At 72.0% G+C, this 23571-nt stretch carries 21 protein-coding genes and 1 tRNA gene; 9 read left to right on the plus strand and 13 right to left on the minus strand.

All coding sequences use genetic code 11. The annotated features are described in order from the left end of the window. Window positions 1-76: 76 nt before the first annotated feature. The 7 genes from pheA to ACIGO6_RS15100 form a co-directional block, all read right to left on the minus strand. On the minus strand, window positions 77-1009 hold the full coding sequence (pheA, locus tag ACIGO6_RS15070) for a prephenate dehydratase (RefSeq protein ID WP_399875641.1): 933 nt from the start codon (window positions 1007-1009) through the stop codon (window positions 77-79). A gap of 81 nt (window positions 1010-1090) precedes the next feature. Then, window positions 1091-2410 (minus strand): iron uptake transporter deferrochelatase/peroxidase subunit, encoded by a 1320-nt coding sequence (efeB, locus tag ACIGO6_RS15075; protein ID WP_399875642.1) that lies wholly within the window; start codon window positions 2408-2410, stop codon window positions 1091-1093. Window positions 2411-2418: 8 nt separating this feature from the next. Further along, window positions 2419-4470, minus strand: a complete 2052-nt coding sequence (locus ACIGO6_RS15080) for a copper resistance CopC/CopD family protein (RefSeq protein WP_399875644.1) — start codon at window positions 4468-4470, stop codon at window positions 2419-2421. A gap of 13 nt (window positions 4471-4483) precedes the next feature. After that, window positions 4484-4951, minus strand: coding sequence for a copper chaperone PCu(A)C (locus tag ACIGO6_RS15085; RefSeq protein ID WP_399875645.1), 468 nt, complete (start codon window positions 4949-4951; stop codon window positions 4484-4486). Further along, window positions 4948-5598, minus strand: coding sequence for an SCO family protein (locus ACIGO6_RS15090; protein WP_399875646.1), 651 nt, complete (start codon window positions 5596-5598; stop codon window positions 4948-4950). Before ACIGO6_RS15090 ends, ACIGO6_RS15085 begins: the two co-directional genes overlap by 4 nt. 128 nt (window positions 5599-5726) lie before the next feature. Continuing rightward, window positions 5727-6479, minus strand: coding sequence for a YcnI family protein (locus tag ACIGO6_RS15095; protein ID WP_399875648.1), 753 nt, complete (start codon window positions 6477-6479; stop codon window positions 5727-5729). A gap of 209 nt (window positions 6480-6688) precedes the next feature. Then, window positions 6689-7540 carry a hypothetical protein gene (locus ACIGO6_RS15100; protein ID WP_399875649.1) on the minus strand — a complete coding sequence of 284 codons (852 nt, stop codon included), beginning with the start codon at window positions 7538-7540 and terminating at the stop codon, window positions 6689-6691. Window positions 7541-7773: 233 nt separating this feature from the next. Here ACIGO6_RS15100 and ACIGO6_RS15105 point away from each other — a divergent pair, with 233 nt between their 5' ends. After that, the gene (locus tag ACIGO6_RS15105; RefSeq protein ID WP_399875650.1) at window positions 7774-8250 is read left to right on the plus strand and encodes an ATP-binding protein; all 477 of its coding nucleotides are present in this window, start codon (window positions 7774-7776) and stop codon (window positions 8248-8250) included. Window positions 8251-8370: 120 nt separating this feature from the next. Here ACIGO6_RS15105 and ACIGO6_RS15110 read toward each other — a convergent pair whose 3' ends face one another. Together ACIGO6_RS15110 and ACIGO6_RS15115 are read right to left on the minus strand one after the other, a co-directional pair. Then, a complete protein-coding gene (locus ACIGO6_RS15110; protein ID WP_399875652.1) occupies window positions 8371-9864 on the minus strand; it encodes an aminopeptidase P family protein in 1494 nt (497 codons plus the stop codon). Window positions 9865-9997: 133 nt separating this feature from the next. Beyond that, window positions 9998-11413 (minus strand): PP2C family protein-serine/threonine phosphatase, encoded by a 1416-nt coding sequence (locus ACIGO6_RS15115; protein WP_399875654.1) that lies wholly within the window; start codon window positions 11411-11413, stop codon window positions 9998-10000. Window positions 11414-12078: 665 nt separating this feature from the next. Here ACIGO6_RS15115 and ACIGO6_RS15120 point away from each other — a divergent pair. Together ACIGO6_RS15120 and ACIGO6_RS15125 are read left to right on the plus strand one after the other, a co-directional pair. Beyond that, window positions 12079-12744 carry a bifunctional DNA primase/polymerase gene (locus ACIGO6_RS15120; protein ID WP_399875655.1) on the plus strand — a complete coding sequence of 222 codons (666 nt, stop codon included), beginning with the start codon at window positions 12079-12081 and terminating at the stop codon, window positions 12742-12744. Window positions 12745-12800: 56 nt separating this feature from the next. Then, window positions 12801-13529, plus strand: a complete 729-nt coding sequence (locus ACIGO6_RS15125) for a hypothetical protein (RefSeq protein ID WP_399875657.1) — start codon at window positions 12801-12803, stop codon at window positions 13527-13529. A gap of 244 nt (window positions 13530-13773) precedes the next feature. On the opposite strand, the gene ACIGO6_RS15130 is transcribed toward ACIGO6_RS15125, so the two are convergent. The 3 genes from ACIGO6_RS15130 to ACIGO6_RS15140 form a co-directional block, all read right to left on the minus strand. Next, the gene (locus ACIGO6_RS15130; protein ID WP_399875868.1) at window positions 13774-14757 is read right to left on the minus strand and encodes a DUF5926 family protein; all 984 of its coding nucleotides are present in this window, start codon (window positions 14755-14757) and stop codon (window positions 13774-13776) included. 319 nt (window positions 14758-15076) lie between these two features. Next, window positions 15077-15628: an ATP-binding protein gene (locus ACIGO6_RS15135; protein WP_399875658.1), complete on the minus strand. Its 552-nt coding sequence runs from the start codon at window positions 15626-15628 to the stop codon at window positions 15077-15079. 229 nt (window positions 15629-15857) lie between these two features. Continuing rightward, window positions 15858-16685: a glycerophosphodiester phosphodiesterase gene (locus ACIGO6_RS15140; RefSeq protein WP_399875660.1), complete on the minus strand. Its 828-nt coding sequence runs from the start codon at window positions 16683-16685 to the stop codon at window positions 15858-15860. A 318-nt stretch (window positions 16686-17003) separates the two neighbouring features. Between ACIGO6_RS15140 and ACIGO6_RS15145 the strand changes: the two genes are divergently transcribed. The 3 genes from ACIGO6_RS15145 to ACIGO6_RS15155 all read left to right on the plus strand — a co-directional run bounded on the left by ACIGO6_RS15145 (window position 17004) and on the right by ACIGO6_RS15155 (window position 19186). Next, window positions 17004-18488: a S1C family serine protease gene (locus tag ACIGO6_RS15145; RefSeq protein WP_399875662.1), complete on the plus strand. Its 1485-nt coding sequence runs from the start codon at window positions 17004-17006 to the stop codon at window positions 18486-18488. 63 nt (window positions 18489-18551) lie between these two features. Further along, a tRNA-Ser gene (locus ACIGO6_RS15150) sits at window positions 18552-18636 on the plus strand. Window positions 18637-18778: 142 nt separating this feature from the next. Next, a complete protein-coding gene (locus tag ACIGO6_RS15155; RefSeq protein WP_399875664.1) occupies window positions 18779-19186 on the plus strand; it encodes a hypothetical protein in 408 nt (135 codons plus the stop codon). A 52-nt stretch (window positions 19187-19238) separates the two neighbouring features. Here the strand turns inward: ACIGO6_RS15155 and ACIGO6_RS15160 are convergent, their stop codons facing one another. Then, the gene (locus tag ACIGO6_RS15160) at window positions 19239-20102 is read right to left on the minus strand and encodes a bifunctional DNA primase/polymerase (RefSeq protein WP_399875666.1); all 864 of its coding nucleotides are present in this window, start codon (window positions 20100-20102) and stop codon (window positions 19239-19241) included. A 355-nt stretch (window positions 20103-20457) separates the two neighbouring features. Here ACIGO6_RS15160 and ACIGO6_RS15165 point away from each other — a divergent pair, with 355 nt between their 5' ends. The 3 genes from ACIGO6_RS15165 (at window position 20458) to ACIGO6_RS15175 (ending at window position 23544) form a co-directional block, all read left to right on the plus strand. Next, window positions 20458-20784: a hypothetical protein gene (locus ACIGO6_RS15165; protein ID WP_399875668.1), complete on the plus strand. Its 327-nt coding sequence runs from the start codon at window positions 20458-20460 to the stop codon at window positions 20782-20784. A gap of 349 nt (window positions 20785-21133) precedes the next feature. Continuing rightward, complete coding sequence (locus tag ACIGO6_RS15170) at window positions 21134-21739, plus strand: SigE family RNA polymerase sigma factor (RefSeq protein ID WP_399875670.1); 606 nt, start codon at window positions 21134-21136, stop codon at window positions 21737-21739. A 128-nt stretch (window positions 21740-21867) separates the two neighbouring features. Further along, complete coding sequence (locus ACIGO6_RS15175; RefSeq protein ID WP_399875672.1) at window positions 21868-23544, plus strand: long-chain fatty acid--CoA ligase; 1677 nt, start codon at window positions 21868-21870, stop codon at window positions 23542-23544. The last annotated feature ends 27 nt before the right edge of the window (window positions 23545-23571 follow it).

The raw sequence follows: 23571 nt of genomic DNA on the forward strand, positions 1-23571 counted from the left end.
CGAAGATCCGTAAATATGACCGACCAGTAGCTTCACGGCAGAACCGTCCCTCAGAACCGTCCCTCAGAACCGTCCCTCAGAACCGGCCGTCCTGGCAGCGCGCCACCCAGTCCGCCGCCGCCACGAAATCCGCGTCCGAGGTGCCAGGCCGCAGCGCGTCCACGTCCGCGACCTCGACCTCCGCGCGCGGGTACGAACCGAGGTACCGCACCTGGAGGCACGACCGCTTCAGACCCATCAGGGCATCGGCCACCCTGCGGTCGGAGATGTGCCCCTCGGCGTCGATGCAGAAGCAGTAGTTGCCGATGCCGGCACCGGTGGGCCGGGACTGCAGCAGCATCAGGTTGACGCCCCGGGTGGCGAACTCGCCCAGCAGGTCGCGCAGGGCGCCGGGATGGTCGTCGCGCTGCCAGAGCACGACGGACGTCTTGTCGGCGCCGGTCGGTGCCGCGGGCCGGGCGGGACGGCCCACCAGCACGAAGCGCGTCTGGGCGTTCTCCGCGTCGTGGATGTCGGCCTCCAGGACCTCCAGTCCGTACTTCGCCGCCGCGAACTCGCCGGCGAAGGCCGCGTCGTACCGGCCCTCCTGCACCAGGCGGGCGCCGTCGGCGTTGGAGGCGGCCGACTCCCAGGCGACGTCCGGCAGGTGGGCCTTGAGCCAGTTGCGCACCTGGGGCTGGGCTGCCGGGTGGGCGGTGACCGTCTTGATGTCCGACAGCTTGGTGCCGGGGCGGACCAGCAGCGCGAAGGTGATGGAGAGCAGCACCTCGCGGTAGATCATCAGCGGCTGGCCGGCGACCAGCTCGTCGAGGGTGGTGGTGATGCCGCCCTCGACCGAGTTCTCGATCGGCACGAACGCGGCCTCGGCCTCGCCGGTGCGCACGGCGTCGAGCGCGGACTGGACAGAGACGTAGGGGACGAGTTCCCGGGTCGCCGTCTCCGGAAGTGTGCGCAGGGCGACTTCGGTGAAGGTGCCTTCAGGGCCGAGATACGCGTAACTGGCTGGCATGAGCTCACCCTAATGGGCACGGCGCGACCCGGCTCGTGCCTCTCGCGCCTGGCCCCTCGCCGGGGTGACGTCCCGCCGGATTCACGCCTCCAGCAGCCGCTGCCCCACGTACTCCCCTTCCGCCGCCCCGCCCGGTACCGCGAACAGTCCGCTCGCCTCGTGCCGGATGAACTGTGACAGCGCGTCGCCGCGGTCCAGCTTGCGCTGTACCGGCACGAAGCCGCGCAGCGGGTCGGCCTGCCAGCAGATGAAGAGCAGGCCGGCGTCCGGGACGCCGTTCGCGTCGAAGCCGTCGTGGTACGAGAAGGGCCGGCGGACCATGGCCGCGCCGCCGTTCTGGTCGGGTCGGGTGATGCGGGCGTGGGCATTGATCGGGACGACGAGGTTCCCGGCCGCGTCCGTCTTCTCGAGGTCCATCTCGGTCGTCTCGGTGCCGCCGGACAGCGGGGCCCCGTCGGACTTGCGGCGCCCGATGACGTCCTCCTGGGCCTTGACCGAGAGCTGCTCCCAGTCGTCGAGGAGCATGCGGATGCGGCGTACGACGACGTAGGAGCCGTTCGCCATCCATGCCGGGTCCTTCGTCACCGACGCGGGTACGAAGATCCGCTGGTCGAAGTCGGCGTCGGCGGGCTTGGGGTTGCGGGTGCCGTCGACCTGGCCCATGAGGTTGCGGGCCGTCATGGGGTGGGCGGTGGCGCCCGGTGAGCGGTTGAAGCCGTTCATCTGCCAGCGGATGCGGGCGGCGGACCCGGCGTCCTGCTGGATGGCGCGCAGGGCGTGGAAGGCCACCAGGGCGTCGTCGGCGCCGATCTGCACCCACAGGTCGCCGTTGCTGCGGTTCTTGTCGAGGTGGTCGGACGAGAAGTCGGGCAGCGGGTCCAGTGCCTCCGGGCGCTGCTTGTCCAGGCCGGTCCGGCCGAAGAAGCTGTGACCGAAGCCGAAGGTGATGGTCAGGGACGACGGTCCGGCGTCCCGGGCCACGTCCGTGTCACGGGACCCGGCCGGCTCGCCCGCCATCAGCCGCCGGGCGGTGTCGGACCAGCGGCGCAGCAGTGCGGCGGCCTCCTTGCGGCCGGCGCCCGCCGTGAGGTCGAAGGCGACGAGGTGGCCGCGGGCCTGCATGGGTGTGGTGATGCCGGGCTGATGTTTCCCGTGAAACATCGCCTGCCCGCTGCCCAGCGAGGTGAGGGGCGTGACCGTGGCGGAGGGGGCTGCGGCGTAGCCCGCGGCGGCGCCGGTCGCACCGAGTACGAGCCCCGTGGCACCGGCGGTGCCGAGCAGCCGCCGCCGCGAGATGCCGTCGCGCGCGGTGGTGCTCTCCGCGTCGAGCGGTCCGGGCCCGTCGTACGTCCCGTGGGGTGCCTCGGAGGTGCCGGCCTCCGGGGTGGACTGTTCAGGCATGGTGCGGTTCAGCCGATCTGCGCGTTCTTGGAGACGGTCACCTGGTCGATGTCGGAGGTCCGTACCGTGACGGCGACCTCCCAGTCGCCGGCCATCGGGATCTGCACTCCGCTCGCGGACCAGTGTCCGGTGGTGATGTGGTCGGGGACGACGGGCAGCGGCCCGATGTCCTTGGCCTCGAGGGTGAAGGCGACCTTCACTTCGGGAATGTCGACGGCGGTCCCGTCGGGGCGCTCGACGTAGAGGTGCATGTCGTTGGCGCCGACCCGCGCGGGGTCGAGCTCGACCCGTACGAGGCCCTTGCCGTTCTGGCTGCCGGTGTCGAACGGGATGTCCAGGGTCACCGTGCCGGAGGAGGGGGCGGCCGAGGCGGCGGAGGACGGGGTGGTGGCCTTGGCCTCCTCCTCGGTCCGGCCCGGCTCGGTCTGGGTGAGGACGGTGGTGACGGCGAGGAGGACGACGGCGACGCCGGCCTCCGTGAGCACGGAGCGGCGCAGGCCGGAGCGGTGGGGGTCGGCGTCCCGCTGCCGCTTTTGCCGGGCGGCGTCCACGGCCGCGCGCTGCCGGGCGAGCTGGGCGGCACGCCGGGAGTCCCCGGAGCCGCCCTTCGCCGCTGCGGAGGTCCCGGACGTCCCGGCGGACGCCGCCGTCGCCGATCCGGAAGCCGTCGCCGATCCGGAAGCCCTCGCCGACCCGGAAGCCGTCGCCGTACCCGCTGCCTCCGCCGTACCCGAGGTCTTCTTCGCTCCTGCCGCCTTCGCCGCCCCCGCGGTCGCTGCCGTGTTGGTGGCGCCCCGCTCCTTCTCGCGCTGACGTGTCAAGGCGGGCACCGCGTCCGCCAGCTGTGCCGTCCAGCGTCGCGAGAGGTAGGCGATGCCGACCAGGACCGCCACGAGCCCGATCTTGGCGAGCAGCAGTTGCCCGTACCGGGTGTCGGTGAACGCCGTCCAGGAGCCGAGCTGGCGCCAGGACTGGTAGACGCCGGTCACGACGAGCGCGACCACGCTGCCGAAGGCGACGCGGGAGAACCGGCGTACGGCGGTGGCGGGGACCGGTGTGTCCGCGGGCGCCCGGTACAGGGCGACGAGCAGGGCGCCGAGTCCGCCGAGCCAGGACGCGACGGCGAGCATGTGGACGACGTCGACCGGCATGGCGAGGCCGGCCTGGAGGCCGACGGAGGCGTGCTCGGACATCGCCCAGGTCGCGGCGAGGCCCGCCGCCACGACGGTCCCGCCGACCGCGAGGCCGAAGGTGAGGTCCCGCTTCTCCTCGTCCTCCCGTTTGTCGTAGGCGCCGAAGAGCACGGCGATGAACAGCGCGGCCGCGGCGAGCAGCAGCAGCCGGGAGACCAGCGAGGCGCCGGGCTTGGTCTGCAGTACGTCACCGAGCAGACTCAGGTCGAATACGTCGCCGACCTTCCCGGAGCCGGTGTAGGAGCCGCGCAGCAGGAGCAGCAGGAGGGTGGAGGCGGTCAGCGCGAGCCATCCGGAGACGACGAGCCGTTGCAGCGGCCGAATCCCGGAGCCGCGCGGCCAGCAGGCGAGGACGAAGGCGGCGCCGCCCACCAGCACGATGAACCCGGCGTACGAGACGTACCGGCCGGCGCCGTACAGCCAGCCGACGACCCCGCCGCCCGCCTCCTGGCCGGAGAGGGCGACGGAGGTGTCGGACGGGGCGCCGATGGAGAAGGTGTAGGCACCGGCGACGGGGTGGCTGTCGGCGGACACGACCTGGTAGGCCACCGTGTACGTGCCGTCGGGCAGCCCCGCGTGCAGTTTCACGGCGTACGTGGTGCCACCGGTGCCGGACGGCTTGCCGTCGTCGACGCGCTTGCCCTTGGGGTCGAGGACGCGCAGGGAGTCGTCGTCCAGGGAGACCGACTCGGAGAAGGTGAGCGCCACCTGGGCCGGGGCCTTGTCGACCACCGCCCCCTGCTGGGGGTCGCTGCCGGTCAGCGCGGCGTGCGCGGAGGCCGGCCCGGCGCCGGCGAGCAGCGCGCAGGCCGCGGCCAGGAGCAGCAGCACCAGGGTCCGGACGCGTGGGGCGATGGTCTGCGTCAAGGTGGTCCCTCCCTCAGTGTCCGGAGTGTTCGGTGGTGGGCCGGTAGGTGGCCGCCTTCACCGGCATGTCGACGGTGACGGGGTCGGAGTGTGCGAAGTGCAGTTCGACGGAGACCGTCTGTCCCTGCTCGAGCCGCTGCTTCAGCTTCTCGAACATCAGGTGGTTGCCCCCGCTCTTCAGGACGAGTTGGCCGTGGGCGGGCACGGGGAGGCGGTCGACCTCCTTCATCGTCCCGTCGGCGGTCTCGTGCACGGTGACGTCACCGGCGTCGCTCGTGACGGAGGTCAGTTCGTCCTTGGTGTCGCCCTCGTTGGTGATGGTGAGGAATCCGGCCGCCATCGAGTCGGAGACCGGCTGCGGTATGTAGGCGGCGCCGACGGAGAGTTCGGCGGCCGAGGAATCGGAGCCGGAGTCCCCGCAGCCCGTGAGGACCAGGGCGCCGATCACCGTTGCGGCGGCGAGAGCGGGGCGGCCTCTCACGGGTTCTCTCCCTTGATGAGCTTGGGGAGGTCCTTGGTGTAGTCCTCGACGGTGGCGTCCTCGCCGTAGAGCACGTAGCCCGCGTCGGACTTCGGGGAGAAGGCGACGACCTGGGTGCCGTGCATGGAGACGATCTTGCCGTCCTTGTCCTTGGTCGGCGGGTCGATGGAGATGCCGAGGGTGCGGGCGCCGGCCTGGACGGTGGCGAAGTCGCCGGTCAGGCCGACGATCTGCGGGTCGATGCCCTGGAGCCACTTGCCGAGCGCGGCGGGGGTGTCCCGTTCCGGGTCGGTGGTGACGAACACGACGCGCAGCTTGTCCTGTTCGGCCTGGGACAGCTGCTTCTTGGCCACGGCGATGTTGTTCATGGTCAGCGGGCAGACGTCGGGGCAGTGGGTGTAACCGAAGTAGATCAGGGTGGGCTTGCCGTCGGTCTGCTTGCGGAAGTCGTACTGCTTGCCCTGGGTGTCGGTGAGGACCAGGTCCGGCTTCTCGAAGGGCTTGTCGAGGACCGTGGCGGCCTGCTGGCTGGTGTCCTCGGAGACCACGGCGACGGGCTTGTCGCTGTCGGCGCCGCTGCCGCAGGCGGACAGGGTCAGGGAGGCGGCGGCGAGCAGTGCGGCCGCGGCGAACGTCTTCTTGCGCATAGAAAAATGTCCCAGATGTGAGGTGCTGCGGTGCGCGCCGGGGTCCGTCGGACGACGGGACGCCCGGTGCGCACCGACTGAGCGGGTGCGTCGCCGTCGCTGCCGGCGACGCACCCGGGCGGGTGTGGTTACGCCGACGCCCCGGAGTCGCGGCGGCGGCCGGCCAGTACGCCGTACGCGACGCCCGCGGCGCCGACGACGATGCCGATGATGCCGAGGACGCGGGCGGTGGTGTCGCTGCCGTCACCGGAGCCGGAGTCGGAGGAGGTGTCGGCTGCGGTGTTCTGGGCGGCCGTCGCGGTGTCGCCCTCGGCCTTCGCGCCCGACGATCCGTGGGCGTCGCCCTCGGCGGCGGCCAGCTCCAGCACGGGCGCCGGGTTGTCGGGCTCCTCCTGGCCCTCCTGCGGCACCTCGATCCAGCGCACGACCTCCTTGTTGGAGTACGTCTGGATCGCCTTGAACACCAGCTCGTCGGCGTCCTCGGGCAGCGCGCCGAGGGAGACCGGGAACTTCTGGAAGTAGCCGGGCTCGATGCCCTTGCCGTCGGCGGTCCAGGTCACCTTGGTGACGACCTCGGTGATCTGCTTGCCGTGGGACTCCAGTGGCTTGGCCGGCTTGGCCTTGGTGACCTCGGCCTTCCAGCCGGGGACCGGCTGCGGCATCACGGACGCCAGCGGGTGGTCGGTGGGGAAGTTGACCTCCAGCTTGGTGGTGGAGGCGTTGTCGCGTTCGTTGGGGACCTTGAAGCCGACGGTCGCGTAGCCGCCCTTGGCGGCCGTGCCCTCCGGCTGCACGCTGACGTGCGCGAAGGCGGGGGCGGACAGGGCGAGGACGGCGATGCCGGAGACGGCGCCGGCGGCGGCGATACGAGAAGCCTTCATGGACAGAGCACTCCGCTTCGAGTGGGTCACCGGCCCGAGCCGGTGACGAGTGAGAGTCGGTGATCAGGGGGATCCGGTGATCAGGGGGATCCGGTGATCAGTGATCGCTGATCCGGAGGGGAAGCGCACGCACGCGTGCCGCACGACGGCGGCCCCTCGGACTCCGGACTCCGGCCGATGGGCGGAAGCGGGGTGGTGGTCGCGTCGTGTCAGGCGGCGAGGGCGAACGCGTCGCTCGGCGGGCCGCGCCGGATCACCGTGTGCTGCAGTGCGGTGGTGCGGGGCCGCGAGGGCACCGGAAGAGCGGCGCTGGGCAGCCGCGGGCCCGTTCCGGGCGCGCCGGCGAGGCCCGCGTGCAGGGCGCGGACCAGCGAGAGCGCGGCGCGCAGGGCGCGGACGAACGCTCCTTCGGCCACCGACTGGGCGGAGTGCGCCGACAGTTCGACGAGCCGGGCCAGGGCCAGGTCCCCGCACCGCAGCAGCCAGCCGGCGGCGAGGGCCGCGAGGACGTGGCAGAGCAGCATCGGCAGGGACGGCAGCAGCGAGGCCGGTCCGGTGGTGGTGGAGAGGGCGTCGGCGGGGTGGTGCGTCGCACCGGTGTGGGCGCCGCCGACCGGGGCGATCCGTGCGTCGGTGAGGATGCGCTGCGCCTGGGCCGGGCTGATCGCCGCCGCGGTGGTCCCGCACACCAGCCGTGCGGCCTGCTGGATCAGTGAGGCGTCGGAGAGGGGCCCCGGTCCGCCGGAGCCGGCGGACGCACCGGACGCCGTGACCGTCGCGGCACCGTGCTGCCCGAGCCCGAAGAGCGTGTGGAGCGCGGTCTGGCCGACGGTGAGCAGTACCGCGATGCCCGGCAGCGAACGCCGGCGTCCGGCCAGCGGCATGGCGACCAGGACCGCCCCGAGGAATCCCGCGCCCAGTGACCACAGCGGAACGGTGGCGTAGGAGGCGAGCGTGTGCCCTGCCGCGGCCAGCACGACGCAGACCGCGGCGAACACCGCGGCCCGCAGGATCCGGAGATCGTTCCCGGAGCGCGCCGTAGGCGGGTGGGGGGCAGTCATGGCGGGGTCATCATCGCACTGGCGTCCCCCGCTCCGTGCGGCAGGTCCACAAGATGCCGTACGACCGGAAGAGGGTCGGAAGGTCACCCTCTGGTGCGAGGCGCCCCACATACACCGTTCGGCGGGAGGGGCGCATCCGCCATATGGGCGTTCTCACGCGAACAGAGTGCTTACGGACGGGCACGGGGGGCAATACGTAACGGTATGTCGAGCCGCGGCCGGGAGGCTGGAGCATGAGCATCTGGTGGTCACTCCATTTGCGGCGCGAGGCTGCGAGCGTGCCCCTGGCCCGACGCCTGCTGATCGGCACCATGGAGACGGCGGGCGTCGACCCGGAGATCTCCTTCGACCTCTCCGTCGCGCTGAGCGAGGCGTGTGCCAACGCCGTCGAACACGGCGGGGACGTCGCCCCCGGCAGCCCGCCCGGCAGCCCTTCGGAGGCGTACCGCGTCACGGCCTACCTCGACGGTGAGCGCTGCCGTATCGAGGTCGCCGACATGGGGCCCGGTTTCCCGGCGGCCGCTCCCGGCAGGCCGGGAGGAGTGGCGGGGCCGGTGTCCGCGGACGCCGAGCACGGCCGCGGTCTGTGGCTCATCCGGGAGCTCGCCGACCACGTCCACATCGGCAGTACGCCGGGCCGTGCCGGGTCGGTGGTGAGCTTCGACAAGATCCTCAAATGGCGTGAGGACGCACCGCTGGTGGCGGTCTGACGGCAGGACACGCGCAACCAGGACACGCAGAACTCGGCGCACCACGGCAGGACACGCCGACGGCCGGGCACCCGCTCGGGTACCCGGCCGTCGTGCGAAGGTCGTCCCTCCGCCGGGAGGTCAGCCCCTCAGCGCGGCCATCCACTCCTCGACCTCGTCCGAGCGGCGCGGCAGCCCGGCCGACAGGTTCCGGTTCCCGTCCTCGGTGACCAGGATGTCGTCCTCGATGCGGACGCCGATGCCCCGGTACTCCTCGGGCACGGTCAGGTCGTCGGCCTGGAAGTACAGGCCCGGCTCGACGGTGAGCACCATGCCGGGCTCCAGCGTGCCGTCCACGTACGTCTCCACGCGCGCGGCGGCGCAGTCGTGGACGTCCATGCCGAGCATGTGCCCGGTGCCGTGCAGCGTCCAGCGGCGCTGCAGCCCCAGCTCCAGCACGCGCTCGACCGGGCCCTCGACCAGACCCCACTCGACGAGCCGCTCGGCCAGCACGCGCTGCGCCGCGTCGTGGAAGCCGCGGTACTTGGCGCCCGGCTTCACGGCCGCGATGCCGGCCTCCTGGGCGTCGTACACGGCGTCGTAGATCTTCTTCTGCAGCTCGGTGTACGTGCCGTTGATCGGCAGCGTGCGCGTGACGTCCGCCGTGTAGTACGTGTGCGTCTCCACGCCCGCGTCGAGCAGCAGCAGGTCGCCGGAGCGGACCGGGCCGTCGTTGCGCACCCAGTGCAGGGTGCAGGCGTGCGGGCCGGCGGCGCAGATGGAGCCGTAGCCGACGTCGTTGCCCTCCACGCGGGCGCGGAGGAAGAACGTGCCCTCGATGTAGCGCTCGCTGGTCGCCTCGGCCTTGTCCAGGACCTTCACGACGTCCTCGAAGCCGCGCACGGTGGAGTCGACGGCCTTCTGCAGCTCGCCGATCTCGAAGTCGTCCTTGACCAGGCGGGCCTCGGACAGGAAGACGCGCAGCTCCTCGTCGCGCTCGGCGGTGACCTTGTCGGTCAGGGCCGCCTCGATGCCGGCGTCGTGCCCGCGCACGACGCGCACCGGGCCGGTGGCCTCACGCAGCGCGTCGGGCAGCTTGCGCACGTCGGAGGCGGGGATGCCGTACCGCTTCTCGGCCTCGGTGAGGGAGTGGCGGCGGCCGACCCACAGCTCGCCCTGGCCGTCGAGCCAGAACTCGCCGTTCTCGCGGTCGGAACGGGGCAGGAGGTAGATGGTGGCCTCGTGACCGTCGCCCTTGGGCTCAAGGACCAGGACGCCGTCCTCGGTCTGGTTGCCGGTGAGGTACGCGTACTCGACCGACGCGCGGAAGGCGTACTCCGTGTCGTTGGAGCGGGTCTTCAGGTTGCCCGCGGGGACCACCAGGCGCTCGCCGGGGAAGCGGGCGGAGAGTGCGGCGCGGCGGGCGGCGGTCTCGGCGGCCTGGGCGATCGGCTCCAGGTCGCGCAGCTCCGTGTCGGCCCAGCCCGACTTCATGTTCGCGGCCAGCTCGTCGGACACGCCCGGGTACAGGCCGTTCTTGCGCTGCTCGACCGGCTCTTCGGTCTCCTCCGGGCCCGCTGCGTCAACAGCAGGGTCGGACACGGCCGGGTTCTCCGGGTTGAGCTCCTCCGCCACGGTCATCCTCCTAGATACGGCACTGGACCATCCCCCATCGTACGGGCGTACGGAAGGGGGCACTGGGGCGTAGGACCTCTTACACGCAGGCGCTACCGTCCGTTATGCGGAAATCCCTGCGTGTCACTGTCCGTTATTCGAACCGGACGGCCAGCAGCACCACGTCGTCCTCGGAGTCCTCCTCCGCCTTTCCGTCCGGCAGCACCGTGCGCAGGACGTGCTCCGCGACGGCCCCCGGGTCGTGGCGCAGCGCCCGGGGCACTCCGGCTGCCGCCGCGTGCAGGCGGGCGAACGCACGGTCGGCCGGGTCGCCGGTGCGCTGCAGCAGCCCGTCGGTGTACAGCAGAACCGTCTCTCCGGGCTCGGCCTGGAGTTCCACGCTCGGTGCCTCCCAGCAGGCGAGCATCCCGAGCGGTGCGGAGACGGAGGTCTCGACGAACTCCGTGCGGCGCTCCCCGATCAGCAGCGGTGGGCTGTGCCCGGCACCGGCCAGTGTGATCCGGCGCAGCGCGGGCTCGCAGTAGCCGAACAGGGCGGTGGCCGAGCGGGCGGGCTCGGTGAGCCGCAGCAGCAGCTCCAGGTCGGACAGGACGGCGACCGGGTCCTCGCCCTCCATCACGGCGTACGCCCGCAGGGACGCGCGCAGTCGTCCCATCGCGGCGACCGCGCTGGGCCCGGACCCGGTGACGGAGCCGACGGCGAGACCGAGTGCGGCGTCCGGCAGCGGCAGCGCGTCGTACCAGTCGCCGCCGCCGCGCGGACCGGTCCGGTGCCGGGCCGCGAGCTGAACGCCGGGCACCCGCGGCAGGCGGGAGGGCAGTAGTTCCTCGACCATCGTCGCCATGCACGCGCGCGTGCGCTCGAATTCCACGAGCCGGGCCAGGTGCGCGGCGGCGTACCGCAGGTACAGACCGGCGAGGTGGCGCTGGCGTTCACCCGGTTCGGCGGGCTCGTCGTAGAGCCATACGGCGGCTCCCAGACGGTCGGTGCCCTCGGCGGACAGTGGCAGCGTGTAACTGGCGGCGTAGCCGAGGCGGGCGGCGACCTCGCGGTGGCGGGGGTCGAGACCCTTCTCGGCGAGCAGGTCGGGTTCGGCGATCCCGCCGTCGCCGACCGGCAGCCCGTCCAGAATGCGCCCGTACGACAGGGAGCTGCGGGGGACGGTCTCCATGTGGCCGAGGTCGGCGCGGGCCAGCCCGAGGCCGACGGTGGACTCCGGGCCGAGTCCGTCGGCCGGTTCCAGTACGACGAGACCGCGCCGGGCGCCCACCAGGGCGGCTCCGGCGCGCAGGAGTTCCTGGAGTCCTTCGGACAGGGAGTCCGTACGAACCAGGCGCTCGGTCAGTTCGTGCAGGGTCGTGAGGTCCGAGACCCAGCCGGCGAGCCGGTCCTGGAGCAGGACACCGGGGGCGTCGGGTGCGGGAGGGGCGTCCGTGGCGTTCGGTGGTGTGGCCGGGGAGGCGCCCGGGGGCGCGGACGCGACAGTGTGTGCGGGGGACGGAACCGTTGAATCGATTCCGGCCACTTTCGCAGGGTGCGGGGCATTCATGGCGTCCGGCTTTCCGACCGGTGCTTACTGCTCAAAAGCATCGCAAACCCCCATGTCATTCTGCACCGCCGGCAGTGTCTCCACATGTACACGCACTCGTAAGGGGATGTCCAGCATTGTCCTGCTGGGATTCCTGGTGTCCGTGAGGTCTGAGTGCCCTCCTTCCCGACCTCTTGCGAAAAAGCGAAGTTGGCTTGAAACTGCCCCACAGGACGCCTTGTTGCGGTCGACTGGGGGTGCTTTACGGAGCGTCACAGCGGTCGTGATGGGTACGTACTCGGTGAAGGCCAGGGGCGGTTGGGGGCCGCTCGGAACCTGGCGACGGACCCGGGCGTCCTATCCACCGACGACCGTGCCCCATCCTCCCGTGGCGGAGGCGGAGAGAAATACGCGCGACGGCAAACGCCAGACTTCGCCACCCCCGCGCCACGCCCATGCTGTGACAGACGCAGTGTGTTTGACAGACGCAGTGTGGACGGAACCGCCGCGGACGCAGTCAGTGCTCGACCCGCAGGGGTTTCCTTGCCCTTGAAGGGTGTCCCACGGCAGGGACGTCCCTCGGCAGGGATGTGATGCGCCACCAGCTACGCGCAGCGAAGAGATCGACACATGGTGTGATGTGACCCCGGTGTTGCCAGGCGTGCAACGGAAAGGAACGAGCGCTCATGCGCGAGATCCTCGGAAGGCGACGCAGGCTCTTGTCCCAGCACGACGACGGGCGGCCTGAGCTGATCGGCGCGGCCCTGACCTACGCGACGCGATGGCAGTGGCCCGTACTCCCGGGCGTGGCGGCGGATCCGCAGGCGCGGTCGCGCTGCGGCTGCCCCGATCCGGAGTGCACGGTGCCCGGCGCGCATCCCTTCGACCCCGGCCTCCTCGCGGCCACCACCGACGCGCGCATGGTGCGCTGGTGGTGGACCAACCGGCCCACCGCGCCGATCGTCCTCGCCACCGGGGGCGGCGCCCCGTGCGCCGTCTCCCTGCCCGCCCTGCCGGCCGCCCGCGCCCTGACCGCGCTCGACCGCGCCGGTCTGCGGCTCGGCCCCGTCGTCGCCTCGCCCACCCGCTGGTCGCTGCTGGTCAAGCCGTACTCCATGGAGCAGCTGGGGGAGCTGCTCTACGCCAAGGACTTCGTCCCCGGCTCCCTGCGCTTCCACGGCGAGGGCGGCTACCTCGCGCTGCCCCCGTCCGAGACCGGCCGGGGTGCCGTCCGCTGGGAGCGGGCCCCACTGCCCGGCTCGGCCGCGCCCTGGGTGCCCGACGTGGAGGCCGTGGTGGACGCGGTGGTCGACGCCCTCACTCGTACGGGTGTGAGCGCGCCCGAGTTGTAGGAGTGTCCGGCGCACGCGAAAGGGCGAGGGCGCCCGGGATCGTTATCGTCCGCCCCATGCCGCTTCACGCTGGAAAGCGCCCTGCCACGAGGCCGCGCCGCGCGGAGCCGCGCCGCGGCACGCCGGCTCGCCGACGGGCCCGTCCGTACGGGCTCGCCGGCATCGTGGTGTGCGCGGTCGCGCTGCCGTTCGCCGTGGCGTCCGCCGGGCTCCCGGGAGCCGGGGGGCGGGGCCCCGAGGCGGTGCACCTCCTCCCCGGGGACGGTGACGCCAAGGTGCCCGAGGGTGCCCGCCGCGCCCCGGCCGCAGTCACGCCCGTCCGTTCCCCGCTGCCCGTCGGCCCGGCCACCGCCGTGCGCTGCGGTCCCGAACTCAGCTCGCCCCAGGGCATCGAGGCGCAGACCTGCGTCCTGACCCAGGGCACGGAGAGCTGGGCGCGGACCTCCTACCGCAACGCGACCGGCCACCCCCTGGAAGCCGTGCTGAGCCTTACGGGGCCCGACGGGCGCAGCGTGCGGATGCGCTGCGCGGTGAGTGCCGAGGACGCACCGGACACCTGCGAGACACCCCGGGAGCGGACCCGGGGCGAACCGCTGGCGTACACCGCGGTCGCGGAGTTCGCGGGACAGGCCGGGAGCGGGCCGCTGCTGCTGCGAACCGGGAGCGGGAGAGCCGGCCGGAGCGACGGCGGCTACGGGAGCGCCGAGGGTGACGGGAGTGGCGGGCTCAGGGGCCGAAACCGTGGCGGCACCGAGAGCAACTCGACTGTGGAAACAAGGAGTTGACGGGCGGCTGCGGTACGTGTGCGGCCGGGCGCACGGAAAGACCCGGTTGCTGGCGACGGGGGATGCACCAGCAACCGGGCTACTCGAACGGTAACAAGAGATCGGCGGTTAGCAAATTCGATCTCCTGTTTTCCGGTCATCGACTGACCCGTTCCCAAGGGGAGTTGTGATCGGAGTCACCCGCTTCTCGACCGGAGCTCCGGCTGACCGGTCGGTCAGCCGGGCCGGACACCGGAGCTGTGCGTCAGCTGAGCGTGACCTGTCGGTTGGTCAGGCCGCCGCGCGCCCGGCGCTCGTCCGGGGTGAGCGGAGCGTCCGAGGCCAGGGCCTCGGCGAGGCGCTCCGCGAACTCGGCCGCCGGCTTCTCGACGTCCTGAGCGGTGACCTCGCTCGGCAGGTCCCACACCGGGACGGTGAGTCCGTGGGCGCGGAAGGAGCCGACGAGGCGGGTTCCCTCGCCGAGGCTCGACCGGCCGGCCGCGTGCAGCCGGGCGAGAGCGTCCAGAAGACGCTCCTCCTCGTGCGGCATGACCCAGCGCAGGTGGTTCTTGTCCGGCGTCTCGCACCAGTAGGCGGAGTCCACGCCCTGGAGCCGGACGGTCGGGATGGCCGCGGCGTTGGCCCGTTCCAGGGAGGCGGTCACCTCCGGCGTGGCGTTCTCCGGGTCCGGGACCCAGAACTCGAAGCCTGCGTGGACCTCCGGCTCGAACGCCCCCTCGGGGTCGAGCAGGTCCTGCAGCCGCGGCCCGCCGGCCGGCGCGCGACGCCCCTGCACCGGGGTGCCCGGATCGGCGGTGAGGGCCCGCTGGAGCGTGTCGGCGAGGTCGCGGCTGATGTCGCCCGACGCCGTGTCGTTCTGCAGGCCGAGGAGGACCGAGCCGTCGTCGCGGCGCAGGGCGGGCCAGGCCATCGGCAGCACCGTGGCCAGCGTGACCGAGGGGACCCCCTCGGGCAGGCCGTCCTTCAGCGTCAGCTCCACCGTGGCCGCCGGAACCAGCTCGCGCAGCGCCACCCAGTCGCACTCGCCGGGCAGCCCCTCGAACGGACGCTGCACCAGCGCGGTGGTGGCCTGCGCGGCGGCCCTGCCGTGGCAGGCCTTGTACCGGCGACCGCTGCCGCAGGGGCAGGGCTCGCGGGCGCCGACGACCGGAACGTCAGCGCCTGCGGCGCGGGCCCCGTCGGTGAGCTGCGGCCGCTTGGCCTTCGTCTGAGGTCGCTTCTTGGCCATCGTGGGTGTCTCCCGGTTGCGGCTCATTTCGTACGGCGCGAGCCTAGCCGTTCACACGTCTGCCGACGGGACTCTGTGGACGGCGGGCCGCCGGTGGGCAACTCGTACGGGCCGCCGGCGGACAATTCGTACGGGCTGCCGGGGGACAACTTGTACGGGCCCGTTCGCGGACACCTCGTACGGGCCGTCAGTCGGCGACTCGTGCGGGCTGCCCGCGCAGCTTGCTCGTACGGGCCGTCGGCCGACAGCCCGTACGGGCCGTCCGCGGACAACTCTTCCGGCTTCCTCTCTCCGCTTCCCCGTGCGAGGAGCGCCGCTCTCAGCCGACGTCGTCGAGCGCGTCCGCGAAGTCCAGGCCCGGGATCTCCGAGACCGCCGGTGCGGCGATCCGGGTGGCGAAGTCGTCGCGACGGTGCCCCGCGTCCGGGTCGTGCACGTCGTCGTGGACGACGACCCAGACCGTGACCTCTCCGCACGCGTCGTCCCGTACGCCCCAGTCGTCGGCGAGCGCGGTGATGATGTTCAGCCCGCGGCCGCCGTGCGCGGTGACCGAGGGGGTCGCCGGGGCCGGGCGGGTCGGGCCGCCACCGTCCGTGACCTCCACGACCAGCCGGCCGCCCGCGTCCACCTCCCACGCGGCGCGGACATCGCCGTCACCGGCCAGGGCGTCGCCCAGCGGACGGCCGTGCTTGCACGCGTTGCTCAGGAGTTCGGAAAGGACCAGTACGGCGTCGTCGATGACCGATTCCGCCACACCGCCTCTGCGCAACTGCTCCCGCATCCGGTGCCTTGCTTTCCCCACGCCCGCAGGGCCATGGGGAACGGCCATGCTCGACGACGTGGGCACCTCCTGTGCCACCACCAACGCCACCCCCGAGACCTCCTTCGCCCCACGCCACGGTGTGGATGCCCTCCTGGCCTGAACCGGAAACCGGCCGGTCCCCGTCCAGTGACGCATTCGACACGGTCGAACACGCACCGAACGCGCCGGAGCACTCCCCGTAACCATGTGGCTGGATTTCGCCGGTGTGGCCGATACCGATGTGGCCCGGACCGGAATATGAGGCAGAGGGGGCGTGGGGTCAAGGTGTGCGGACGAATCAGCGGCCGAGGTGGGCCAGCACCGCGCGCGGCCGGTTGGTGATGACGGCGTCGACACCGAGGTCGACACAGAGATCCACGTCGTTCATCTCGTTCACCGTCCACACGTGCACCTGGTGACCGGCCCGCTTCAGGCGCTCGATGTAGGCGGGGTGGTTGCGCACGATCCGGATCGAGGGGCCCGCGATCCGGACACCCGCGGGCAGCCGCCCGTCCCGCAGCCGGGGCGAGACGAACTGCATCAGATAGACCGTCGGAAGGGTCGGCGAGGCGGCCCGCACCCGGTGCAGCGAGCGGGCCGAGAAACTCATCACCCGCACCGGGGACTCGGCGGCCGAGGCCGGGGCGTCGAGTCCGAACCGCTTCAGGAGCAGCAGCAGCCGCTCCTCCACCTGCCCCGCCCAGCGCGTGGGGTGCTTGGTCTCGATGGCCAGCTCCACCCGCCGCCCCGCGTCGGACACCAGCTGGAGCAGTCGCTCCAGGGTCAGGACGGAGGTCTCCTCCCGGTCCTCCGGCCGGTGCTCCCAGTCGGGCTGCTCGTCGCGTGTCCGCCAGAACTCCCGGGTCCGGCGGGCGCCGAAGTCCAGCGCGGCCAGATCGGCGAGCTCCAGCGCCGAGACCGCGCCGCGACCGTTCGACGTACGGTTGACGCGCCAGTCGTGCACGCAGACCAGGTGGCCGTCGGCGGTCAGGCGCACATCGCACTCCAGGGCGTCCGCCCCGTCCTCGATCGCCTTCCGGTATGCGGCCAGGGTGTGCTCGGGGGCCTCTTCGGAGGCTCCGCGGTGGGCGACGACCTGGATCCGGTGCTGTCGTGCGTGGGTCACCGCGTCATGGTGCCACCGCGTGCGGGTAGACGTGCCACCGGAGTCGGCGGAAGCCGTCGGCAGGCACGCCCGTTTAGTCTTGGATGACCCATGTAAAGGCTGGTCGTGGACCCACAGCAACCGCTTATGGTGCTCTGACGGCCCGTGGGAAAAGCTGATGGCATACGAAAACCCTGCACAACTGCCTCGCGCCGGACCGTGGAGCAGCGCGCGCGTGAGCGTGGCTGAGCGCGACCAGAGTGACCGAGCACCAGCCGTGGAACGACGAGAAGCAGCCGTGGAACGACGAGACCCCGCCGTGGAACGAGGAGAGAAGACGTGAGCACCGAGAACGAGGGCACCGCGGTACCCCCGGCCCCGTCCGCACCTCCCGTGCCGGTGGAATCTCCCGCACCCTCCGCCGAATCGGCCACTCCGCACCCGCACCCGGACCAGCCGCCGTCCCCCGCACCCGCCGCCCCGTCGCCGTCCGCAGCGCCCACGGGTCCGGAGGCGCACGACGGTTTCCGGCCACCTGCCCACACGCCCCAGCCGACCCCCCACACCCCGTACGGAGGGTCCGCCCCCGACGCCTCCTGGCCGCCGCCCCCGCCGCCGGCCACCGGCGCGTACGGCGGAGGCGGGGACGGTTCCGGCGGCGGCTGGGGCTCCTCGTACCAGCCGCCCGCGCCGAAGGCGGGCCGCGGCCGCGGCGGCCTGGTCGCCGCGCTGCTGATCGCCGCGCTGGTCGCCGGCGGACTGGGCGGCGGCCTCGGCTACACCTTGGCCAAGAACAACGACGAGACCGGCTCCACGACGGTCTCCGCCTCGGACACCGGCGGCTCCGTCAAGCGCGACGTGGGCACGGTCGCCGGCGTCTCCGCCAAGGCGCTGCCCAGCACGGTCACCATCCAGGCCGAGGGCAGCAACGGCGAGGGCGGCACCGGCACCGGCTTCGTCTTCGACAAGGAAGGCCACATCGTCACCAACAACCACGTGGTGGCGGAGGCGGTCGACGGCGGCAAGCTCAGCGCGACCTTCCCCGACGGCAAGAAGTACGACGCGGAGGTGGTGGGCCACGCCCAGGGCTACGACGTCGCGGTCATCAAACTCGAGAACGCCCCCTCGGACCTGAACCCGCTGCCCCTCGGCGACTCCGACAAGGTGGCGGTCGGCGATTCCACGATCGCCATCGGCGCCCCCTTCGGCCTGTCCAACACGGTCACCACGGGCATCATCAGCGCCAAGAACCGCCCCGTGGCCTCGAGCGACGGCAGCGCGAGCAGCAAGGCGTCCTACATGAGCGCGCTGCAGACCGACGCCTCGATCAACCCGGGCAACTCCGGCGGCCCGCTGCTGGACGCCCAGGGCAACGTCATCGGGATCAACTCCGCGATCCAGTCCACGAGCAACGGCGGCTTCGGCGGCGGCGCCGGCCAGGCGGGCTCGATCGGCCTGGGCTTCGCCATCCCGATCAACCAGGCCAAGTTCGTCGCCCAGGAGCTGATCAGGACCGGCAAGCCGGTGTACGCGAAGATCGGCGCCTCCGTCTCCCTGGAGGAGACCACGAACGGCGCCAAGATCACCGAGCAGGGCGTCGGCGGCTCCGAGCCCGTCGAGGCGGGCGGCCCCGCGGCCGATGCGGGGCTCAAGGCCGGCGATGTCATCACCAAGCTCGACGACCGCGTGATCGACAGCGGCCCCACCCTGATCGGCGAGATCTGGACCCACAAGCCCGGTGACAAGGTCACGGTCACCTACGAGCGCGGCGGCAAGACCGGGACGACCGAGCTCACCCTGGGCTCCAAGACCGGCGACGACTGACCGGCGCACCCCCGCCGGGACCCGCTACCCTGGTCATCGCGCCGCCGATCACGTGCGGCGCGGGGTGGGTTGCCCGAGCGGCCTAAGGGAACGGTCTTGAAAACCGTCGTGGCGCAAGTCACCGTGGGTTCAAATCCCACACCCACCGCAGAGATTGACGGCCCCTGACCGGAGTATCCGGTCGGGGGCCGTTGCGTTGTGCCGTGGTGGAGGGGCGCGGACAAGGTACTCGGGTGGGGATGAGTACGGGTGCTCTGGTCGGCCGGTCGGGGGGACGGAACGGTTGGGGCATGGAACAACGACAGGCGAAGGTGTCCCATCAGTTGGTGTCGGCCCTCGTGGCGGCCGGACTGGCGTCGGCGCTGTGGGCCGCGTGGCTGGGGTGGGACCAGCGGCGGGACGTGCGGCCGGACGGCTCGACGACCGGGCCGTACGAGGCGTGGCAGGTGGTGGGGCTCGTGCTGACTCTGCTGGTGCCGGTGTGCTGGGCGGTGGTCCGGCGCCATGCCGTGGGCCCTGTGCTCGGTGTCACGGTCGGGCTGACAGGCGCCGCCTTCTACGACTGGTCGGACGACGCCAGCGGTCTGTTCGTGATCGGTGTCGGGATGGTGATGGTCGGGAGCTTCGTGGCGACCGCCGTGCTTGCCGCCGTGATCGAGTCCGTGAGACGCCGAGGTGGGGCCGCGGCAGGGCGGTGACCGGGGTGTGGCTCGCGTGAGCGGGCGGGGACATGCGGGCCCGGCGGCCCGGTCACGGGCGGTGGCCTGTCATGCGAGCCGCGGACGCGATCGTTGCGCGGGCCTCGCGTTCGGTGAGGCCCGTGTGGCGGGCCGCGTCCATCAGGGCGTCCGTGAGGGCCGTGCCGATGCCGTTCTCGTAGGCGCGGCAGGCCGCCCAGAAGAGGCGGGTGTTGCGCTGGCCCTCGTGGGCGGCGAGGACGAACTGGACGAGGGCCCGGCCGTGGGGGTCGGCGGTGGTGGCGGTCGGGTGGGCGCGGGGCGGTGGGAGCAGGAGGCGCAGGAGTGCGGGAGGGCAGGGCGCGGGTGCCAGGTGGGAGGTGCCGGGGGCGGTGGTGTAGGTGCCGTGGCGGGTGCGGGAGCCGGGGCCGACCAGGTAGCCGCCGGCGCCGCGGATGTCGATGCCGGGGGCGAGGCGGCCGGCCGAGTTGGGGACGACCGCGTCGGGTGGGCCGCTGAGCCAGAGGTGGCGGCCTCCGCTGGGGGTCAGGACGACGACCGTGGGCGGGATCGTGAACAGATGGCGCAGGGCCAGTTCGCGCAGGGCGGCCGAGGAGTCCGTCGCCGACTTGGTGTCCAGGTCCACGCCGATGAGGTGGTGCGGGGGCAGGCCGCAGGCGATGCCGTAGCCCGTGGCCCAGGGGGCGGCGGCGAAGAGGGCGCGGATGCGGGCCGGGTCGGTGGAGGCGTCGTGGACCCCGTGGCCGAAGCGGCCGCACTCGCCGTGGCAGGGGGCCGGTGACGGGTCGTCGCGGTGGGGGGAGCGCAGGGCCGGGAGCTTCGTCCGGGTCAGAGGGAGGACGGCCAGTCCGCGTTCGGCGGCGGACAGGGCGTGGGCGAGGGCCAGCGTCGTGGCCTGCCGGTCGGTGGTGGCCATGACTTTATTTTCGTACGTACGTTCGAGAAAAGGAAGGGTGGGGGTGCGCGACGCGCCGGGGTGGTGAGTGGGGCCGGGAAAGTGGCGGAACGCTTCACCTCTTGTGGCGCTTGAGGTGTGAGTGCCCCTACTGCCCTGAGGTGGGTCGGAAGTGAAGCAAAGGGGTTTATCGACTTGTCCTCACGCTTGAGGGCGAATCGGGGCTTCCGGGGTGGTTCGCCGGGGATTCGGTGGGCAACTCTGATCACGCGACGTCGTCCACAGCGTCGAGGCGGCGGGCCAACTGCCTTGGCGCACACCCTGGTTCACACAGCTTCACGCAGCTCACGCAGCTTCACATGTTCTGGAGGAACACATGGCAAGCATCCGTACCGCCCGTGTCATCGCCGCCGTCGCCGCCCTTCCGCTCGCCGCCGCACTCTTCGGCGGCGTCGCGGCGGCGGACAACGGCGCCTTCGCGGACGACGGATCGAGCGCGACGGCCGCCGAGGCCTCCCAGGGCAGCCTCGGCAGCGGCGTCGGCGACGACAACAACGGCAACTCGTCCACCACGCAGCAGCAGGCGATCGGCGCCGGCGCCTCGAACCAGAACAACACCGCGCAGGTCGACGGTTCCCCGTTCACGGCCGTCAACCAGGGCAACGACAACGTGGCCGTCAGCTTCTCCCCGCTGTGGTGGTGAGCTGAGGGGCCGGTGCGGGTGCGCTCCGGCACCGGTCCCTCACTCTTCGGCGGGTGTGCTTCATGGGGTCGCAAGGCGTCTGGGCGGCGGTGCTTCGGTACCGCCGCCCAGGCGTTTTCGTGCCCGCGCGTCCCGAGAGGGCTGTACTCGCGTCCCGAGAGGGCCGTACCCGAGGGGAAGCCCTCGGGGGGAGTCCTCAGGGGGAACCCGCAGGGGACCCGCAGTGCCTCTCCTCCCCTCGTCCACCCACAGGAGGTGGGGCAGGCACCCTCCCTACAACCTGAGGCGGACTCTGCTTCGGGACCTGCGGCCGATCCGCCGGGCACCCCCTCGCTCATAGCGTTGAGCCATGACCACACCCGTCTGCACCAGCGCGTCGAACGCCGCCACGGCCAACGCCCCGGGCAAGACCCCGGCCATGGTCACCGCCCTGGCCACAGCAAGGACGCAGACCTTCCCGTACCCGTCGTTCTCGTCGTACGTGAAGGCCCGTCAGCCGGTGCTGCTGCGTGCCGCCCGGTCGCTGACCGCGAACCCGAGCGACGCGGAGGACCTGCTGCAGACCGCGCTCACCAAGACGTACGTGGCCTGGGAGCGCATCGAGGACCACCGTGCCCTGGACGGCTATGTGCGCCGGGCGCTGCTGAACACCCGGACCTCGCAGTGGCGCAAGCGCAAGGTCGACGAGTTCGCCTGCGACGAGCTGCCCGAGCCGGAGCCCGTGGGCGGCGGGGACGACCCGGCGGAGCGGCAGGCCCTGCACGACGCGATGTGGCGGGCGATCATGAAGCTGCCCGCCCGGCAGCGGGCGATGGTCGTCCTCAGGTACTACGAGGACCTCAGCGAGGCCCAGACGGCGGAAGTGCTCGGAGTTTCCGTGGGCACGGTGAAGTCGGCGGTGTCCCGGGCGCTCGGCAAGCTGCGCGAAGACCCTGAGCTGGGGATTGTCCGGTAATAGTGCCCTTTGGGTGCCATCGGTGAGCGAACCCACAGGGTGCCGCACGCTGATCGATCACCCGGGAGTAGTGACATACCGCGTGGTATGTGCGCAGAATCAGCGCAACCCTTACCGCCGCGTAGGCAATGTCGCCCCGGGAGGACACCGTGCTGAGCACGATGCAGGACGTACCGCTGCTGATATCGAGGATCCTCACCCACGGGTCGACGATCCACGGCAGCTCGCAGGTGACCACCTGGACCGGTGAGGACGAGCCGCACCGCCGCTCCTTCGCCGAGATCGGCGCCCGCGCCGCCCAGCTGGCGCACGCCCTGCGCGAGGACCTCGCCGTCGCCGACGACGAACGCGTGGCGACCCTCATGTGGAACAACGCCGAGCACGTCGAGGCCTACTTCGCGATTCCCTCCATGGGCGCGATCCTCCACACCCTCAATCTTCGCCTTCCGCCCGAGCAGCTGGCCTGGATCGTGAACCACGCGGCCGACCGGGTCGTGATCGCCAACGGTTCACTGCTGCCGCTGCTGGCCCCGCTGCTGCCGCACCTGAAGACGGTCGAGCACGTCGTCGTCAGCGGCCCGGGCGACCGCTCGCTGCTGGACGGGGCGGCCGTCCAGGTGCACGAGTACGAGGACCTGATCGCCGGGAAGCCGGCCACGTACGAGTGGCCCGAGCTGGACGAGCGTGCCGCCGCCGCCATGTGCTACACGTCCGGCACCACCGGCGACCCCAAGGGCGTGGTCTACAGCCACCGTTCCATCTACCTGCACTCCATGCAGGTCAACATGGCGCAGTCGATGGGCCTGACCGACCAGGACACCTCGCTGGTCGTGGTCCCGCAGTTCCACGTCAACGCCTGGGGGCTGCCGCACGCCACCTTCATGACCGGCGTCAACATGCTGATGCCGGACCGCTTCCTGCAGCCGGCCCCGCTCGCCGCGATGATCGAGGGCGAACGGCCGACGCACGCCGCCGCCGTCCCCACCATCTGGCAGGGCCTGCTCGCGGAGCTGACCGCCAGGCCCCGGAACGTCGCGTCCCTCACCCAGGTCACCATCGGCGGCTCCGCGTGTCCGCCCTCCCTGATGGAGGCCTTCGACAAGCTCGGCATGCGGGTCTGCCACGCCTGGGGCATGACGGAGACCTCGCCGCTCGGCACGGTCGCCCGGCCGCCGGCCCACGCGGTCGGCACCGACGAGGAGTTCGCGTACCGCCTCACCCAGGGCCGTTTCCCGGCCGGCGTCGAGGCCCGCCTCACCGGTCCCGGTGGCGAGCGCCTGCCCTGGGACGGTGAGTCCGCCGGCGAGCTGGAGGTCCGCGGCAACTGGATCGCCGGCGCCTACTACAACGGCCCCGGCACCGAGCCGCTGCGTCCCGACGACAAGTTCAGCGAGGACGGCTGGCTGAAGACGGGCGACGTCGGCACGATCTCCCCCGACGGCTTCCTCACGCTCACCGACCGGGCCAAGGACGTCATCAAGTCCGGCGGCGAGTGGATCTCCTCCGTCGATCTGGAGAACGCGCTCATGTCCCACCCGGACGTCGCCGAGGCCGCCGTCGTCGCCGTCCCCGACGACAAGTGGGGCGAGCGTCCGCTGGCCACGGTCGTGCTCAAGGAGGGCGCGAGCGTCGACTTCACCGCGCTGCGCACCTTCCTCGCCGAGGACGGCAAGATCGCCAAGTGGCAGCTCCCGGAGCGGTGGACGATCATCGAGGCCGTGCCGAAGACGAGCGTCGGCAAGTTCGACAAGAAGGTGCTGCGCAGGCAGTACGCCGACGGCGGGCTGGACGTCACCCGGCTCTGACCGCCGACGCGCTCACGCCGGGCGGGG

The organism is Streptomyces sp. NPDC053750 (genome assembly GCF_044544295.1).
Lineage (GTDB): Bacteria > Actinomycetota > Actinomycetes > Streptomycetales > Streptomycetaceae > Streptomyces.